Genomic DNA, 17,613 nt, shown 5'->3' with positions numbered 1-17,613 from the left:
CCATGCGCCAACCCGATATCGAGATCTACCTGAAGGATGCCGATCAGGAAGCCGTGACCAACTGGCTGAACGACGCACTGGGCGCGTGTACGCCCTGGCAGCAGAAAGGCCAGACGTTCAAATGCCTGGCCGGGGACATTCCCGTCACCTGGTTACCCAAGGCCGTGGGGAAATGGCACAGCCTCTATATCGAAAGCGACGCCTCGCCCTGGGAAGATGACCTCGGCTGCGCGCGCGCCGCTTTCGCCGCATTGGGCGTGGAGATTCGCTGTGCACCGGGTGGCTGGCAGGAAGTGCAAGGCGAGGAAGATGCCGACCGCTGGATCAAAGTGAATGCGGAAGGCGAACAGGAAATACTCTGGCGGACCGACTAAGACAACGGCAGTAGGCCACGAGATGAGCTGGCGAAGCATTCGCGAATAAGCTCGCTCCAACATGAGCGGCCTTGACGCCTGCGCTAGCATGGAAAGCAAAAGGCCCGTCAGTGACGGGCCTTTTGTGTTCGAGTCTTAGACCTTGGAGACGTCTTCCGCCTGCAGGCCCTTTTGACCCTGGATTACGGAAAACTCCACCTTCTGGCCTTCCAGCAGAGAGCGATGACCCTCGCCGCGGATAGCACGGTAGTGAACGAACACATCCGGACCGCTTTCGCGCTGAATGAAACCATAGCCCTTGGCGTCATTGAACCACTTGACGGTTCCTACCTCACGATCAGCCATTACTACTCTCTCCAACTCGCAATTTTATTGTTAGCCCCTCACCAGGGGTCTCGACAGTGCGGTAAAGACGTTCTTCTTGTTATATCCAACCCCGGCGTTTGTAAGCTTGGAGCGGGTATTCCGAATGGCGTTCTTTTTTTGACCGCGACCGGAGTATACGACAAGAGTTCGCGCTGAAAAGTACTTTTTTATGACATCGCGAAATAGCCATCCCACGCGGGCTGCACGCCCTTTTCCAGGGCTGTAGTGGCTCAGAACGGGGCGCTCCAGAATGCAGAAAGCCGGCCTCCAGGGACGGCTTCCTTCGCAACTTCAAGTGCTTGTAGCTACTTCTTGGCCAGCACGTCCTCAAGCTTCTTGGCGAGCGCCTGATACTGGAACGGCTCGATGCGATAGGCCCAGTCGGTCTTCCCCGGTACCAATTCGTCGCTCAACTTCTGCTTGTCTTTGAGTACCAACCAATGCTGCTCACCCTGCAGATAAACGACACCACTCAGTGCACCAGCATCGAAAGTCTGCACGCTGAACTCGAGCAGCGGCTTGCCCTTGAACTGCACCTGGGCCAAGGGGGCTGCGTCGGCAAACAGCAAGTCTGCGAAGAGGGTCGCCATGCCGTTTGCTGCCGCTTCGTACGCCAGGCTCCGCCCCTTCGGAAGCTGCTTGAGCTTCAGGTTAGGTTGGTCTGCCGCATCACGGAAAACCGTCAGCCGCGAACCGTTCGGGTAACGCACATCCACTTGCTGGACCGTGGCAAAGGGAACATTGGTCACCCGGCGATCCAGCCAGCCCAGTTCGGAGGTCGGCAGTTTCAGGCTCTGATCGATGAGCCAGACCTGATCATCACCGTACAGACGGACCAGTTGACCACTCCCCTGCTTAGAGGGGTTGCCCACCAGCAGCTCCAGCGGCGGCTCGGTGCCTCTTTCGAGTTTGATGCGAGCGCCTCGTTCATCAGCACTACCCTTTTCTGCCAGGCCAACTCGGCCATGCAGTTGCGGGCTGGCCGTCTTGGCTTCCACTTTATTCGCCTCTGATAACCCAAGCAGCAATGCGCTGAGCAAATGGCCGGCTACCGGATAGTCCGCCTTGGCAGGCACCACCCAGCCATCGCCCGCACGCTGTAGACGGATACTGGGCAGCTCCGGAATCGCCACCTCCACCGCAGTCACATCGGCTAGCTTGCCTTGCAGGGCAGGCAGCAACAGCTCGCGGCTGACTCTGGCCGGCTGCGGACGGGTAGCCTCATGCTCAAAGTAGTAAGCCGCACTCAGCCCAAGAACCAACAGGGCCAGGATGATCAAACCTTTGCGTCCCATGCGTCCTCCTCAAGCCTCACGACGACGGCGCCAGAACCATAGCACCAGCACGCCCAGGGTCAGCAGCAGCGGCACCAGGGCGATGTTGATGAACTTCAGGGTACGACCCAACTCTTCGATGCTGGCGTTCAGCTGGAAACGCACCTCACGCAGTTCCTTGCGGATACGCAGCTTCTCCTGAACGAACTGCTGCAGGGTGGCCTGCTGCTCCGGGGTCAGCTCCAGCGCCTTGGCCGGGTCCTGGCTTTGTTGCAGTGAGGCCAGCTTCTGCTCGGTATCGGTCAAGCGTTGCTGCAGCACCTGCTCCTGTTCGCGGAATTTAACCTCGGCGTCACGCTGCAAGGCCTCCACCACCTCGAACGGACGGCTGAAGCGCCCCCGCGAGCGCACGCTGATCAACGCGTCGGAGCCGGCCAGGTTGTCCAGCGAGTTGATGGTGAAGCCGGCGTTGTCAGCCCAGGGCTGCGGTACGCGCTGGCCGAAGAAGTCCTGCACCTGAACCCACATCCGATCGCTCAGCAGATCGGTGTCGGCAACGGCAATCACGTTGATATTACTCGCCGATTTCAGACCATCCTTGCGGCCCTCGATCCCGTTGGGGAATGCAGTCTGTGCCGGGCCGCTGATGCGTGCGGCAACGGTGTAGCGCTCACCGGTAGGTTCCAGTTCGCGGATCAGCGCCTCGGGATCCTCAAGCATGGCGAAACGCTGGGCATCGAGCGGCATGCTGTATTCGGAGCTCTGGATCAGCGGGACGAACTGAGTCTTTGCCCCCTCCAATGGTTGCAGGATGCCGGCGGTGGCAACGGTAATGTTCTCCAGACCAGCCGTGCTCACGTCGCCCTGGTCGAGGGAGGTACGCGGCAGGTTCAGCCAGGCAGCATGTCGGGCCGGTCGCTTGCCCTCACCCATGCTGACCGACATGGCATTGGCGCCGTCACCGAGCACCTTGCCCGGCAACATCTGCAAACCCCAGGCTTTGAACAGGCTGTTGAGCTCAGACGACTTGTCGCCCGCCATCGCACCGGACATATCCATGCCACGATCGGTTTCGCTCCAGGGATCGACGAACACCATCAGCTTGCCGCCGCGCATAACGAACTGGTCGATAGCGTACTGCGTCTGCTCCGGCAAGCCCTTGGGGTGCACCAGCAGCAGCACCGAAACTTTCTCCGGGATCTGGTCGACATCCGCCTTCAGGCTCTCGATCTGGAACAGTTGGCGGATTTCCTCCATCACCATCCAGGGCGGGGTCGGCTGGCGGCTCATCATGTCGAAGCCACCATTAAGCTGCAGCCCGGAAAGAACGCCGACCACCGGTCGCTCCGGCTTGGCCAGGCTCTGCACCAGCCGGCTCACCTCATACTCCAGGAACTCCTCCTGGTCCAGCGGGAAGAAGGGAATGACCTGGGTATCGTCCACGCTATTGGTGCCAGCCAGGCCGAAGTAGACCTGGTCGCCCCCTTGCTGGAGTGGGATGGCCTGCAGGCCGAACTCGGCCGCCTTGTCCTCCTCCTCGGAGAAGGGTTCCGGATCGACGATGTGCAGCTTGATCTTGCCGTCAGCCGCCTGTTCGTAGGCCTTGAGCATCTCCTCGACACGCTTGGCGTAATTTCGAAGCACCACCAGATCCTTGGCGGTCTTGTCGGAGTAGAAGAAGTACAGGTTGATCGGCTCGTCGAGCTCGCCGAGGATCCGTTTCGTGCCATCGGAGATGGTGTAAAGCTTCTGCTCGGTGAGGTCGATCCGCGCGTTGGTCAGGGTCAGCCCGGCGAGCATATTGAACGCCAGGAAAGCCAGAGCGATGAGCAACAGCCCGGCACCGGAATACATCAGTCTTTTCATGTTCAGTCGGCCTTCTTCAGATCGACCACCACAGCGGTGGCAGCCAGCCAAGCGGCAATCAGGGTGACGAAATAGAGCAGGTCACGCAGGTCGATCACGCCCTTGCTGATGGCATCGAAGCGGGTCAGGAAACTCAGCGACGCCACAGCGTCCAGTAGCCATTGCGGCGCCCAGGCGCTGAAGGCGTCCAGTACCAGCGGGAAACCGCTGACGATGAACAGGAAGCACATGCTGACGGCGAGGATGAACGCGATCACCTGGTTCTTCGCCAGCGCCGACATGCAGGAGCCGATAGCCAGGTAGGCACCCGCCAGCAGCCAGCTGCCTATGTAGCCGGTGATGATCGCCCCATTGTCCGGCTCGCCAAGATAGTTGACGGTGATCACCATTGGGAAGGTCAGCAGCAGCGCCAAACCCGCAAAGGCCCAAGCGGCGAGGAATTTGCCGGTAACTGCCTCGAAGCGGGTGATGGGCAGGGTCATCAGCAGTTCGATGGACCCCGATTTGCGTTCCTCGGCCCACAGGCGCATGGCGATGGCCGGCACCAGGAACAGATACAGCCAGGGGTGGAAGTTGAAGAACGGCGCCAGGCTCGCCTGGCCGCTTTCATAAAAGCCCCCCAGGTAGAAGGTGAACACCCCGGACAGCACCAGGAAGATCACGATGAAGACATAGGCCAGCGGGGTAGCGAAGTAACTCGCCAACTCGCGTTTGAATATCACCGGCAACTGCATCATGCCGCCTCCCCCCGGGTCAGTCTGCGGAACACCTCATCGAGCCGGCCGCGCTCGACATCCAGCTCGGTCACCTTCCAGCCGCGTTCATGGATCAACTGGTTGACCTGCGGGAAGATCACTTCGCCCGGCTTGGCCAGGATGGTGATGCCACCCTCGATACGGTTTTCCTCGATCCCGGCAACACCTGGCAGCACCGCCAGCGCGAGCATGTCGAGGGGCTCGGCCGCCACCAGGGTCACCGCCTGGTGATAGCGCGAACGGCTCTCCAGCTCGAACGGCGTGCCATCGGCCACCACCCGGCCGGAGGCGATCACCAGGGCACGGGAGCAGACTGCCGTGACCTCCTCGAGGATATGGGTGGAAATGATCACGATCTTGTCGTGGGCCAGACTCTGGATCAGTTGGCGGACCTGATGTTTCTGATTCGGGTCGAGGCCGTCGGTGGGCTCGTCGAGGATCAGCACTCGCGGATCATGGAGAATCGCCTGGGCCAGGCCAACGCGCCGCTTGAAGCCTTTGGAGAGCGTCTCGATGGACTGGTCCAACACCTTTTCCAGCTCGACCTGTGCCACGGCCCGCTCGACCCGTGCCTTTTTCTCGGCACGCCGGAAACCACGAACCTCTGCGATGAACTCAAGGAAGCTGCGCACGGTCATGTCGCCATAGCAGGGCGCACCTTCCGGCAGGTAGCCAATCTCACGCTGGGCCTTCAAGGTCTGCGTGCGGATATCGAAACCGAATATGCTCGCCGTGCCGGACGTCGGCGCGAGGAATCCGGTCAGCATCTTCATGGTGGTGGACTTGCCCGCGCCGTTGGGGCCCAGGAACCCCAGCACTTCCCCCTGCTCGACGCGGAAGGACAAATTGTCCACGGCTGTGTGCTGCGCAAAGCGCTTGGTCAGATTTGTTATTTCGATCATGGCCTCTAATCCCGAAGGGAAAAGCCCCTTGGCCATGCTGGCCTCCGGGGCCTTGCAAACGCTGGCGGAATATAAGGAGTCCTGCCGAGGCAATGCAAGACAGTCGCTTGTCAGAAAGTTGCAGGAATATTCCTCAGCTTCTGGACGGGCTGCCGCTTTTTGCGGCTCGACGGCGAATCCGGCACACTAGCCGTCCCGAGCAATCGCTCGTTTCACTCAAGCTCCGATCTGTCATGACCCGCTCACCTTTCCGCCGTCTCGCCTTCGGCGCCCTGCGCCGCCTGCTCTATCTCTGGATACGCTCGGAAACCATCAACCAGTCGGCCCTCGGTCTGAAACTCGATCGGAGCAAACCGGTCCTCTACGTCCTGCAGCAGCCCTCCGCCAGTGACTTGGCAGTGATGGACCGGGAATGCACCAAAGCCGGATTGCCCCGCCCGGTACTTCCGGTCGCTCTGGGCGACCTGCTGGAGCCCGCGGCATTCTTCTACCTGACGCCAGAGCCCGGCTGGCTCGGTGGACGGGACAAGCGCGGCGCCTCTCCCACACTGGTGCGAGTGCTGGGTGCCATCCAGCGCCACGCAGTCGAGGATGCGCAGATCATTCCCGTCACGGTTTTCTGGGGACAGTCGCCTGATCGTGAAACCAGCCCATGGAAACTCCTGTTTGCCGACAGCTGGGCAGTCACTGGCCGCCTGCGCAAGCTGGTGAGCATCCTGATTCTCGGACGCAAGACGCGCGTGCAGTTCTCAACGCCTATCCACCTACGCGAGTTGATTGATCAGGACAAGGGGTCGGAACGCACGCTGCGCATGGTCCATCGCATCCTGCGCGTCCATTTCCGCAACCAGAAGACGGCAGTGATCGGCCCTGACCTCTCGCACCGGCGGAATCTGGTCAAAGGTCTTGTGCACGCGCCGCTTGTACGTCAGGCCATCGCCGACGAGGCCGAGCGCGAGAAGATCAGCCTGGACAAGGCCGAAGCCCAGGCGCTGAAGTACGGCAATGAGATCGCTTCGGACTTTGCCTATACCGTCATCCGCTTCCTCGAAGTGGTGCTCTCCTGGTTCTGGAACAAGCTCTACGAAGGCATCAAGGTCAACCACATCGTGCAGGTCCAGGACATCGTCCAGGGCCACGAAGTCATCTATGTACCCTGCCACCGCAGCCACATCGACTACCTGCTCCTTTCCTACCTGCTGTTCCGCAATGGGCTGACCCCGCCACACATCGCCGCCGGGATCAACCTCAACATGCCCGTGATCGGTGGCCTGCTGCGCCGCGGCGGTGCCTTCTTCATGCGCCGTACCTTCAAGGGCAATCCGCTCTATACCGCCGTGTTCAACGAATACCTGCACACGCTCTTCTACCGCGGCTTCCCGGTGGAGTATTTCGTCGAAGGCGGTCGCTCACGCACCGGCCGCATGCTGCACCCGAAAACCGGCATGCTGGCCATCACCCTGCGCAGCTTCCTGCGCTCCTCGCGCCTGCCGATCATTTTTGTGCCGGTCTACATCGGTTATGAGCGGGTGCTGGAAGGCCGGACCTATCTAGGCGAGTTGCGCGGGGCGAGCAAGAAAAAAGAGTCGATCTTCGACCTGTTAAAGGTCATCGGCGCTCTGAAGTTGCGCTTCGGCTCGGTGGCGGTCAATTTCGGCGAACCGATCAAATTGGCCGAGTTCCTCGACCAGCAGCAACCCGACTGGCGGGCCGAGGATCTAGGCCCGCAATTCCGCCCTGCGTGGCTTAATGAAACCACCAACCGCCTGGCCGTGCGCATCGCCCGTCACCTCAACGATGCGGCGGCAATCAACCCGGTCAACCTGGTGGCCCTGGCCCTGCTCTCCACCAGCAAACTGGCGTTGGACGAGAAGGCTTTGGCACGGGTACTCGACCTCTATCTCGCTCTGCTGAGGCAGGTCCCCTACTCACCGTATGCCACGCTCCCCGAAGGTGACGGCCAGGCCTTGATCGAATACGTGCGGAGCATGGACCTGCTGTCCGAGCAGAAGGACGCGCTTGGACGGATTCTCTATCTGGACGAGCAGAACGCCGTCCTCATGACCTACTACCGCAACAACGTGCTGCACGTCTTTGCCCTGCCCGCCCTGCTGGCGAGTTTCTTTCAGAGCAGCGCACGGATGAGCCGCGAACAGATCCTTCGCTACACCCGTGCGCTTTATCCCTATCTACAGGCCGAGCTATTCATCCGCTGGGATGCCAGCGAGCTGGATGATGTAGTTGGCCAGTGGCTGACAGCCTTCGTCGAGCAGGGCCTGCTCAAGATCGAAGGCGACGTCTACGTGCGCCCCGCCCCCAGCTCGCGGCAGTTCGTCCTGCTCACGCTGCTGGCTCGCGCCATCGTCCAGACCCTGCAGCGTTTCTACATGGCCATTGCCCTGCTGCTCAATGCCGGACAGCACCAGCTCAGCGCCGAGGAACTGGAAGACCTCTGCACCGTGATGGCCCAGCGCCTTTCGATCCTGCATGGGCTCAACGCCCCGGAATTCTTCGACAAGAGCCTGTTTCGCCATTTCATTCAGACGATGCTCGACCAGCGCGTCCTGCGTCAGGACGAGGCCGGCAAGCTGGGTTACCACGAGCTGCTCGGCGAACTCGCCGAAGGTGCGGCGAAACGGGTGCTGCCTGCAGAGATCCGCCTGTCGATTCGCCAGGTCGCCCTTGACCGTCAACCTGAGGTCGAGAACCAGGCCAGCGCCATCTGACTACGGCAGCCATTCCGGCTGCCGCTCTTCCCGGAACCGTCCTACAACTCAGCAAGAGCCCAAGCCGAAAGCTGCTCAGTACCATTGAGCACCTCGCCGCCCCCCTCATGGGTGCGGCCAGTCACACGGTACGGAAGACTCCTATGCTGCTTAGAACCATCACAGTCGAGAACGAGGCCCAGGAAGTGGTCAACGCCGCCGTCCTGTGCAGCTTCGCTATCCCCGAGATCGATCGGAACATCCTCGTCTACTCCCTCAACGAAGAAGGTCGCCACGGGACCGCCAAAGTCTATGTGGCCCGCGCCACCGCAAGCGAAAAGGGCTATCTGCTGGGCGCGCTGGAAAGCGAATTGGAGTGGCAGTACGCCAAGCATGTCCTGAAGCAAATCACCCAGGGGGACGAATCGTGAGCGAAACGGAACTCATCAACTTCCACTTCATAGACCTGAAGGGCCCGATTGCCGGTCCGGACGAACAACCAGCCGACGTCAGCGAGCACCGTACGCTGTCGATCAACAAAGGATCGATCCTCAAGCTGATTGCCAGCCGCGAAAGCACCAACATAGGCGATCCCGTGCCAGGGATGACGCCATCACCAATCGACACACAGCTGGCCCCCCCGCCCCAATCAAGCCTCCTGACCGGCTCCGCCCTGGACGCGGCCTACAGTTTGCCCACCATTTCCGCCGAAACGAGCGGCGAATCGGAATCAAGCAAGGCTGCGGAGCCTGCACCGCAATTGGAAAACACACCCGAAACAGATCTCGAGGCCGACTTGACCGAGCAGGTCGCCCTCGATGAGTACGAACAGGAACCAGCGGCATCCGAGCCCCAAGCCCAGGCCAGCCTGACAGATCCCGAATCACCCACGGAAGCGCCAATCGTCGAGGCAGAAGCGGAAGCGCCTGCAGCCAGCGACCTGGAGACCCACGATCTGCTCAAACTAAGCCCGCCAGCGGCCGGCACCCTGGCTGAGCCAGGTCTCGACGACACTGCTCCGGTCAAGGTTGCAGCGGAGCCGTTGCCGGTCCACATGACCGAGATCGACCTCGAGAATACCGCCGTCAGCGACACAGATAGCGTCCTGGTAGACGTGCAAGCCACCCTGAATTCCCTAGCGGACATGGCCAAGGGCTTGACCCAGCAGAAACTGGAGGCAGTGAAGCAACAGGAAAGCCTGGACCAGCGGAAATCGCACCTATGTGAGAAGGAGCGCCTACTCGCTGAAAAGGACGAGCAATTGCGCACCCTGGAAACTCGCCTGCACCTCGAGGCGTCCGCTATCGAACGAGCGGCGGAAGACAACGCACGCGCCCTGTCCGAGCGAAGTGCAGCGCTCAAGGCACTGGCTGAAAACGTCGAGGCCCGGGACCGCAATACCGCCAAATTCGCGGAGAGCCTGCGCCAGGAGAAACTACGCTATGAGACCAAGGCCGAGCAGCTGCGGAAGCAGGCCGAGGCCCTGGACGATCGCGAGGCGTCACTAAACCGCAAGGAAGAAGAGTTGGCAGAGAAGCTCAAGCAACTGATCAGCGCCAAGGACCGTTTCCGCAGCATCGTCAAGACGTTCAACGAGACCGTTCAGTTCAACAACACCCTCAATGCCATCTCCAGCACCGTGCTGGACGATACCTCGCTCTAAGCCGGCGAGCGGCCGCGTCGTCCCCTGACGCGGCTGTCAACCGATCCCGTCGCAGCTTGTCTTGGGCCATCGCAAATGGGCAAACGGCCTCTATAGTGAGTTCTATTCCGGTTCCCACATATGGAGTGACCCGATGAGAGCGATAACCCTGGTTTTCGCCACGAGCCTGCTCACCGCCTGCGCCGGTCCCTCCGGCGATCACATGCGCCAACTGCAGGGCGAAGTCTTCTACCTGCAACGCATGGCCTTGCCAGTGGATGCCGTTCTCAGCGTAAGCCTGCAGGACGTTTCCCTCGCCGACGCCCCCTCTCTCGATCTGGCTCGCCAACAGGGGAAAGTAAATGGCCAGATACCGCTATCCTTTCGCCTCGACTATGACCCAGCGCTGGTCGAACCGGGTCACAGCTACGCCGTGAGCGCGCTGATCGAACTTGAGGGCAAGCTGTTGTTCATCAGCACGGAGCGCCACTCCGTTAAACTCGACGGCAGCGACCCACAACCCCTGCGAATCAAGCTGGACCCCGTCCGCTAGTCGTAACCCACAGTCACAAGGATGCTGCCATGCTTCGAATCACCGCCCTTTGCGCCGGCCTTGCCTTCTCGGCCAGCGCCTTGGCCCTGTCGCTTGCCGACCTCAGCCAGCAGGACGCCTCCGGAGGCCTCAAGGATGCCCTGACCCAAGGCGCCAAGGTTGCCGTGCAGCAGCTTGGCCAACCCGGCGGTTTCAATGACAACCCTGAAGTCCGCATCGAGCTACCGGGCAAGCTCGGCAAGGCGGCCAAGACCATGAAGATGATGGGCATGGGCGCCCAGGTCGAACAGCTCGAAGCCACCATGAACAAGGCTGCCGAAACCGCCGTTCCGCAAGCCCAAGTGTTGCTGGTGGATGCGGTGAAGAAGATGACCGTGCAGGATGCCAAGGGCATTCTCAGCGGCCCGGATGACGCAGCGACCCAGTACCTGAACAAGACCAGCCGTGACCAGCTTCGAGCCAAGTTCCTGCCGATCGTCAAACAGGCTACCGATCAGGTTGGCCTGGCCCAGCAGTACAACAGCTTTGCGGGCCAGGCGGCCAGCTTTGGCGTGGTCGACGCCAAGAGCGCGAACATCGAAAGCTACGTGACGGAACAAGCACTGGATGGCCTGTTCAAGATAATTGCCGAACAAGAGGCGGGTATCCGCCAGAATCCGGCTGGTGCGGCAACCGGGCTGGCGAAAAAGGTGTTCGGGGCGCTGTAAGGAAGCCCCGGACGTCAGAAAGCCCGGCACATTACGGTCATGCTGTTCACCTAAAAAAATCGCCGCTTGACCCTCAACGGGCAAGCGGCGTTTTTGGGTTTGGCGCCATCAATAACTGATTGTCCCAAGTGTGTCTCCTAGTCGGAACGAGGGACCGTAGTTCATTGTAGGAGCCAGCTTGCTTGCAAAAGCAGGGTTATGTTCGCGAGCAAGAACTCGGCGTCCCCCCCTCCTACTGGGCCTTCAGCACGATGGCTGAAACCTCAACAGCTGATGCCAACATAGTCTGAATGAACACCATCACGACACATGGCCGAGTCATCTCATTGGAGGATCGCGTTGTTCTTCTGCAAGTAACGCAAGGCCTTCTCGGTTGACGGCTCCTCGGCCAAGCGCTGTGGGGACCAAAGAGAAGAAGTGGCTCAGGGATTGGCAGAACTGCCCGGACGAACAGGCCCTCCTTCGTCTGCGAGAGGAGTTGGCTTGAGGGACAGTGGGCCGGGAACGCGAATGAATGCTCTCCCGCAAAGGTCTTTGCTGCCATGAAAAAGGCCCCTTCAAGGGGCCTTTGCCGTCAGTGGCCGGCTTGGACCTCGGGCAGTATCGCCGGCTGGGCGTCCGCCACAGGCACTGGCTTGACCCGGAACCAGGCCGCATAGAGCGCCGGCAGGAACAACAGGGTCAGCAGGGTTGCCACGATCAACCCGCCCATGATGGCCACCGCCATGGGGCCGAAGAACACACTGCGCGACAGCGGGATCATCGCCAGCACCGCCGCCAGGGCGGTCAGCACGATGGGGCGGAAGCGCCGTACCGTGGCCTCGATGATCGCGTTCCAACGGTCCATTCCCGCCGCAATGTCCTGCTCGATCTGGTCGACCAGGATCACCGAGTTGCGCATGATCATCCCCGCCAGAGCGATGGTGCCGAGCATGGCGACAAACCCGAACGGCTGGCGGAACACCAGCAGGAACAAGGTGACGCCGATCAGCCCCAGTGGTGCGGTAAGGAACACCATGACCGAGCGCGAGAAGCTCTTCAGCTGCAGCATCAGCAGGGTCAGGACCACCACGACGAACAGCGGCATCCCGGCGTTCACCGATTTCTGCCCGCGACTGGAATCTTCGACGGTCCCGCCCACATCCAGCAGATAGCCAGACGGCAATTCGGCACGGATAGGCTCGAGTGTCGGCAGGATCTGCTTCACCAGGCTGGCCGGCAGCGACTTGTCGTAGATATCCGCACGTACAGTCACGGTTGGTAAACGGTTACGGTGCCAGATGATGCCTTCCTCGAAGCCGTACTCAAGGGTCGCAATCTGCGACAGTGGCACGCTCTGGCCATTGTCCGTGGGCACCGCCAGACTCGGCAGCAGAGCCAGGTCCTGGCGCTCGCTGACGGTGCCACGCAGGAGGATCTCGATCAGCTCGTTATCTTCACGGAAATAGCTGACCGGCGTACCAGTCAGGGAACTCTGCAGGAACCGCGAGAGATCGGCGGTGGTGATCCCCATGGCGCGGGCACGATCCTGGTCGATGTTGAGCCGCACGACCTTGCTGGGTTCTTCCCAATCCAGGTGCACGTTCACCACATGGGAGTTCTCACGCACCTTATCGGCGACTTTGCGAGCCAATGCGCGGACCTCATCGATATGCTCGCCCGAAACCCGGAACTGCACGGGATAGCCTACCGGCGGGCCGTTTTCCAGGCGAGAGATACGACTGCGCAGAGTCGGGAACTCGTCGTTGAGTACCTGGATCAACCAGCTGCGGACCTCCTCACGGGCCTCGATGCCTTTTGCCAGCACCACGAACTGGGCAAAGCTGGCAGCGGGCAGCTGCTGGTCCAGTGGCAGGTAGAAGCGCGGCGAGCCGGTCCCCACGTAGGCCACATAGCTGTCGATGCCGGGATGCTCGTTGAGCAACTGCTCCAGCCGCTTGACCTCCGCTTCGGTACTGCTGAGGGAGGCGCCCTCGCTGAGCTTCAGGTCGACCATCAGCTCCAGGCGCCCGGAAGCCGGGAAGAACTGCTGAGGCACGAAGCGGAAAAGGAAGATGGACGCGACGAAAGCTGCCAGGGTCAGAATGACCACAGTCTTGCGCCGACGCACGCACCACTCCACCACACGCCGGACACGCTGATAAAAAGGAGTCGCATAGGGATCGTGGCCCTTGTCGCTGCCGCCATGCTTGGCGGCATGGCGCTTGGCCAGGTCAGGCAACAGGCGATCCCCCAGATACGGCACGAACACCACGGCGGCGATCCAGGAAACCACCAGGGCGATGGTCACCACCTGGAAGATCGAGCGTGTGTACTCGCCCGTTCCGGATTGGGCAGTAGCGATGGGCAGGAAGCCGGCAGCCGTGATCAGGGTGCCCGTGAGCATCGGGAACGCCGTGCTGCTCCAGGCATAGCTGGCCGCCTTGAGCCGGTCATACCCTTGCTCCATCTTGATCGCCATCATCTCCACCGCAATGATCGCGTCGTCCACCAGCAGACCCAGTGCCAGCACCAGCGCGCCAAGGGAGATCTTGTGCAGGCCGATGCCGAAGTAGTGCATCACCGCGAAGGTCATGGCCAACACCAGCGGAATCGACAGCGCCACCACCAGGCCGGTGCGCAGGCCGAGGGAGAAGAAGCTCACCAGCAGGACGATGACCAGTGCCTCGGTGAGCACTCGTACGAACTCGCCAACCCCGGTCTTTACCGCTGCAGGCTGATCCGAGACCTTGCGCAACTGCATGCCGACCGGCAGCGTCTCCTGCAGGCGGGCAAACTCCCCTTCCAGCGCCTCGCCAAGCACCAGGATGTCGCCCCCTGCCTTCATCGAAACGGCCAAGCCAATGGCATCCTCCCCCATGAAGCGCATGCGCGGTGCAGGCGGATCATTGAAGCCGCGATGAACCTCAGCCAGGTCGCCGATACGGAAGGTCCGGTCCCCCACCCTGATGGGGAAGTCACGAATCTGCGCCACTGACTCGAAGCGACCGGAAACGCGCAATTGCACGCGATCACTCGCGGTCTCGAAGAACCCAGCGGAACTTACGGCATTCTGCTCATCCAGCGCCTGCTGCACCGCCGCCAGCGGCAGACCCAGCGTCGCCAGCTTGACGTTGGACAGCTCGATCCAGATTTTCTCGTCCTGCAGACCAAGCAGATCCACCTTGCTGACGTCCTTGACCCGCTGCAGTTGCAGCTGGATGCGGTCGGCGTAGTCCTTGAGCACGGCGTAGTCGAAGCCTTCGCCGGTCAGCGCATAGATGTTGCCGAAAGTGGTGCCGAATTCGTCATTGAAGAAAGGCCCCTGGATACCTTGCGGCAGCGTGTGGCGAATATCGCTGACCTTCTTGCGGACCTGATACCAGAGTTCGGGGATCTCCGACGAACGCATGGAGTCACGGGCAATGAAGGTCACCTGCGACTCGCCCGGTCGAGAGAAGGAAACGATCCTGTCGTACTCGCCGGTCTCCATCAGCTTTTTCTCGATGCGTTCGGTGACCTGGCGCGACACCTCCTCGGCAGTCGCCCCCGGCCAGTTTGTACGCACCACCATGGCCTTGAAGGTGAAGGGCGGGTCTTCACTCTGCCCCAGCTTGGTGTAGGAAATGGCCCCGACAATGCCGAGCAACAGCATGATGTAGAGGACAATCTGCCGGTTCTGCAACGCCCAGGCGGAAAGGTTGAAGTTCATGGGGGCTTACTCCTTCGCCACCATCTTCACCGCGCGGTTGGCGCGATCCACCGGCCTGACCTGCTGGCCCTCACGCAGTACCTGCACCCCGGCGGCAACGACCCAATCGTCAGGGTTCAGCCCTTCCAGTACCGGGACGCGGTCTTCGCCATAGGCACCAACTCGCACAGGACGGCGTTTGAGTGTGGAGTTCGTCGGGTCGACGACCCAGACATAAGGCTGCCCGGCTTCCGCCGTCAGCGCAGAAAGCGGTACGGAAAGCGGCACCTCGCCCTTGCTGCGAATGAACACCCGGGCGCTCTGCCCCAACTCGGCAGGCACCTTGTCGCGGGCAAAGGCTACGCGCGCAGCGAAAGTGCGCGACTGCGGGTCAGCTGCTGGTGACAGCTCGCGAATTCGGGCCGGGAAGCGTTTCCCAGGCAGTGACCAAAGTTCGACGGTCACGTCCTGGCCAACCTTGAGGCGATCGATACCCAGCTCGGGCAAGCTGATGACCACCTCACGCTCGCCCTCCACCGCCAGCGTAAAGACCGTTTGTCCGGCAGCAACGACTTGCCCGACCTCGGCACGGCGGCTGGCGATCACCCCATTCTCCGAAGCGCGCAGCACAGTGTAGCCTGCCTGATTACTGGCGACGTTGAACTCGGCCTTGATCTGCTTCAGCCGCGCCTCGCCGGCACGGTACTGGTTTTCGACGTTGTCGTACTGCGACTCACTGATCAGCTTGCGGTCCAGCAAGGTGCGATAGCGATCACGCTCGGCACGCACCAGCTTGAGGTTGGCTTGTGCAGCTGCCACCTGGGCACGAGTCGCCTCGAGCTGCAAACGCACGTCCTGCGGGTCAAGCTCGGCCAGAGGCTGGTCCTTCTTCACCCGCTCGCCCACTTCCACCAGGCGTTTCGCTACTTTGCCGCCAATGCGGAACGCCAGCTCCGGCTCATACCGCGCGCGCACCTCGCCCGGAAAGGTATCGACCGCATCCGCTGCCGGGAGGGGCTGTACCACCATCGCCGGGCGTACCGCCTGTTGGACGGGTTCACCATTGCCGCAAGCCATCAACAGGAGGGAAAGGGAAAGAGGCAGAGCGAGGGGCAACGCATGGCGAAACATGATGAATGACCTTTCGCGAAGAGCAGCTGGAATATTTATACTGCTCGGTATAGTAAAAATAGCAAACTCACCAGTCCAGTATTTAAGAAGAAATGTCTGACAATTCGTTTCCGACCAGCGGCCCCGGCCGCCCCAAAGATCCGGCAAAGCGCAAAGCGATCCTCGAGGCCGCGAAGAATCTGTTTCTGCGCAAGGGCTACGACGGCAGCAGCATGGACGCCATCGCCTCTGAAGCGGGGGTTTCCAAGCTGACGGTGTACAGCCACTTCACCGACAAGGAGACCTTGTTTTCCGCGGCGGTGAAGGCCAAATGCGAGGAGCAGCTGCCTGAGCTGCTATTCGAGCTACCAGCGGACGTCAGCATCGAGAAGGTGCTGCTGACCATCGGTCGCAGCTTCCATGCGCTGATCAACAGTCGCGAGTCAGTCGAGCTGCACCGGGTGATGGTGGCGATGGCGACACAGGACCCGAAACTCTCGCGGATGTTCTATGAAGCCGGGCCACAGCAGGTGCTGCAGGAAATGACCGGGCTGCTGAGCCAGGCGCAGCAGGCGGGCAAGCTGGCCATCGAAAATCCACTGCACGCCGCCGAGCATTTCTTTTCCCTTATCAAGGGCGGGCATAACTTCCGGCTGTTGATCGGCTGCAACCCTCCCCTGGAGGGAGCGGAAGCTGAACAGCACGTGCGGGAGGTGGTGGAGCTGTTCATGCGGGCTTATCGGCCCTGAGAGCTGGAAGCAGAGCGGTTCTGCGACCTGCCGTGTCGCCAGGCACGGCAGGTCGCCGGCATTGGTTCAGGCCCCCAGCTTTTTCTTCGGGTAGATGTCATAGCGACTGGACTTGCCTTCCAGCGCATAACTCGGCTTTGTCCCGGCAATAATCGGCGCCTTGCGCGGCCGCTTCACCACGACCCGGTGGCTGGCTAGGGCCAGGGCAGCTTCCAGCAGCGCTGGTGCGTCTTGGTCGTCACCCACCAGCGGGCGAAACAGGCGCATCTCCTTCTTCACCAGGGCGCTCTTGTCACGATGCGGGAACATCGGGTCAAGGTAGATGACCTGCGGCGCCTCCCCCTGCCAGCCACGCATCAATTCGATTGCGTTGCCGTTAAGCAGGCGCATACGCGCGGCAATCGCGGCCACATCCAGATCACCGGCAGCACGGGCCAGGCCATCTTCCAGCAAGGCCGCGATCAGCGGCTGGCGTTCGATCAAGGTCATCTCGCAGCCCAGACTGGCAAGCACGAAAGCATCGCGCCCCAGCCCGGCCGTCGCGTCCAGCACACGCGGTCGAATGCCGGATTGCACGCCTACAGCCTTGGCGATCATCTGCCCGCTTCCACCGCCGAACTTGCGGCGATGGGCTGCTGCACCCTCGACGAAATCCACCCGTACTGGGCCCGGGGAGTCTGGTCCCAGCTGCAGGAGCTGCAACCCTTCGCCACCCAGTTGCAAGGCAAAGTCCGCCTCGCCCTCCAGGTTCAGCCCAAGCCTTGCGGCAAGGGACTCGATACGCTCGGCAAAATCCGGCTCCAGGGCCTCAGCCCGGACCCTGGCGGTTTCCTGCGATTCACTCATGCAACGACATGCTCATCAAAACGGGGGGAAAGGCGCGGCATTTTGCCAGAGCCGGGACGAACCTGAGAGGCAACAAGCCAATTATCCACCTGCG

15 protein-coding genes are annotated in these 17,613 nt (G+C 61.3%); 7 read left to right on the top strand and 8 right to left on the bottom strand.

Going from position 1 to position 17,613, the window contains the following annotated elements; translation table 11 throughout:
* The first annotated feature begins 2 nt into the window (after positions 1–2).
* Positions 3–374: a hypothetical protein gene (locus OXH74_RS14320; protein ID WP_375737600.1), complete on the top strand. Its 372-nt coding sequence runs from the start codon at positions 3–5 to the stop codon at positions 372–374.
* 135 nt (positions 375–509) lie between these two features.
* Here the strand turns inward: OXH74_RS14320 and OXH74_RS14315 are convergent, their stop codons facing one another.
* The 5 genes from OXH74_RS14315 to OXH74_RS14295 form a co-directional block, all read right to left on the bottom strand.
* A complete protein-coding gene (locus tag OXH74_RS14315) occupies positions 510–719 on the bottom strand; it encodes a cold-shock protein (protein WP_215379133.1) in 210 nt (69 codons plus the stop codon).
* Between the two features lie 326 nt (positions 720–1,045).
* The gene (locus tag OXH74_RS14310; RefSeq protein WP_375737599.1) at positions 1,046–2,035 is read right to left on the bottom strand and encodes a DUF4340 domain-containing protein; all 990 of its coding nucleotides are present in this window, start codon (positions 2,033–2,035) and stop codon (positions 1,046–1,048) included.
* A gap of 9 nt (positions 2,036–2,044) precedes the next feature.
* Positions 2,045–3,880 (bottom strand): GldG family protein, encoded by a 1,836-nt coding sequence (locus tag OXH74_RS14305; protein ID WP_375737598.1) that lies wholly within the window; start codon positions 3,878–3,880, stop codon positions 2,045–2,047.
* Between the two features lie 2 nt (positions 3,881–3,882).
* Positions 3,883–4,617 carry an ABC transporter permease subunit gene (locus tag OXH74_RS14300; protein ID WP_375737597.1) on the bottom strand — a complete coding sequence of 245 codons (735 nt, stop codon included), beginning with the start codon at positions 4,615–4,617 and terminating at the stop codon, positions 3,883–3,885.
* Positions 4,614–5,537: an ABC transporter ATP-binding protein gene (locus tag OXH74_RS14295; RefSeq protein WP_375737596.1), complete on the bottom strand. Its 924-nt coding sequence runs from the start codon at positions 5,535–5,537 to the stop codon at positions 4,614–4,616. The genes OXH74_RS14300 and OXH74_RS14295 overlap by 4 nt, the downstream gene beginning before the upstream one ends.
* A gap of 233 nt (positions 5,538–5,770) precedes the next feature.
* On the opposite strand from OXH74_RS14295, the gene plsB reads away from it, so the two are divergent.
* The 5 genes from plsB (at position 5,771) to OXH74_RS14270 (ending at position 11,144) form a co-directional block, all read left to right on the top strand.
* A complete protein-coding gene (gene plsB, locus OXH74_RS14290) occupies positions 5,771–8,263 on the top strand; it encodes a glycerol-3-phosphate 1-O-acyltransferase PlsB (protein WP_375737595.1) in 2,493 nt (830 codons plus the stop codon).
* 143 nt (positions 8,264–8,406) lie between these two features.
* Complete coding sequence (locus OXH74_RS14285; RefSeq protein ID WP_375737594.1) at positions 8,407–8,673, top strand: hypothetical protein; 267 nt, start codon at positions 8,407–8,409, stop codon at positions 8,671–8,673.
* A complete protein-coding gene (locus tag OXH74_RS14280) occupies positions 8,670–9,905 on the top strand; it encodes a hypothetical protein (protein WP_375737593.1) in 1,236 nt (411 codons plus the stop codon). Before OXH74_RS14285 ends, OXH74_RS14280 begins: the two co-directional genes overlap by 4 nt.
* 133 nt (positions 9,906–10,038) lie before the next feature.
* Positions 10,039–10,437: a YbaY family lipoprotein gene (locus OXH74_RS14275; RefSeq protein ID WP_375737592.1), complete on the top strand. Its 399-nt coding sequence runs from the start codon at positions 10,039–10,041 to the stop codon at positions 10,435–10,437.
* A gap of 29 nt (positions 10,438–10,466) precedes the next feature.
* On the top strand, positions 10,467–11,144 hold the full coding sequence (locus OXH74_RS14270; protein ID WP_375737591.1) for a DUF4197 domain-containing protein: 678 nt from the start codon (positions 10,467–10,469) through the stop codon (positions 11,142–11,144).
* A gap of 574 nt (positions 11,145–11,718) precedes the next feature.
* On the opposite strand, the gene OXH74_RS14265 is transcribed toward OXH74_RS14270, so the two are convergent.
* The gene (locus tag OXH74_RS14265) at positions 11,719–14,835 is read right to left on the bottom strand and encodes an efflux RND transporter permease subunit (protein ID WP_375737590.1); all 3,117 of its coding nucleotides are present in this window, start codon (positions 14,833–14,835) and stop codon (positions 11,719–11,721) included.
* Between the two features lie 6 nt (positions 14,836–14,841).
* Entirely contained in the window at positions 14,842–15,945 is a 1,104-nt protein-coding gene (locus tag OXH74_RS14260) for an efflux RND transporter periplasmic adaptor subunit (RefSeq protein ID WP_375737589.1), read from the bottom strand.
* Between the two features lie 92 nt (positions 15,946–16,037).
* Here OXH74_RS14260 and OXH74_RS14255 point away from each other — a divergent pair, with 92 nt between their 5' ends.
* Complete coding sequence (locus OXH74_RS14255; RefSeq protein WP_375737588.1) at positions 16,038–16,673, top strand: TetR/AcrR family transcriptional regulator; 636 nt, start codon at positions 16,038–16,040, stop codon at positions 16,671–16,673.
* A gap of 66 nt (positions 16,674–16,739) precedes the next feature.
* Here OXH74_RS14255 and OXH74_RS14250 read toward each other — a convergent pair whose 3' ends face one another.
* Positions 16,740–17,519, bottom strand: coding sequence for a class I SAM-dependent methyltransferase (locus tag OXH74_RS14250; RefSeq protein ID WP_375737587.1), 780 nt, complete (start codon positions 17,517–17,519; stop codon positions 16,740–16,742).
* Positions 17,520–17,613: the final 94 nt, after the last annotated feature.

It is taken from the genome of Metapseudomonas boanensis (assembly GCF_042232855.1).
GTDB classification, from domain to species: domain Bacteria; phylum Pseudomonadota; class Gammaproteobacteria; order Pseudomonadales; family Pseudomonadaceae; genus Metapseudomonas; species Metapseudomonas boanensis.
Note: the sequence above shows the minus strand (reverse complement) of the source record. Positions and strands in the feature narration are given on the sequence as shown.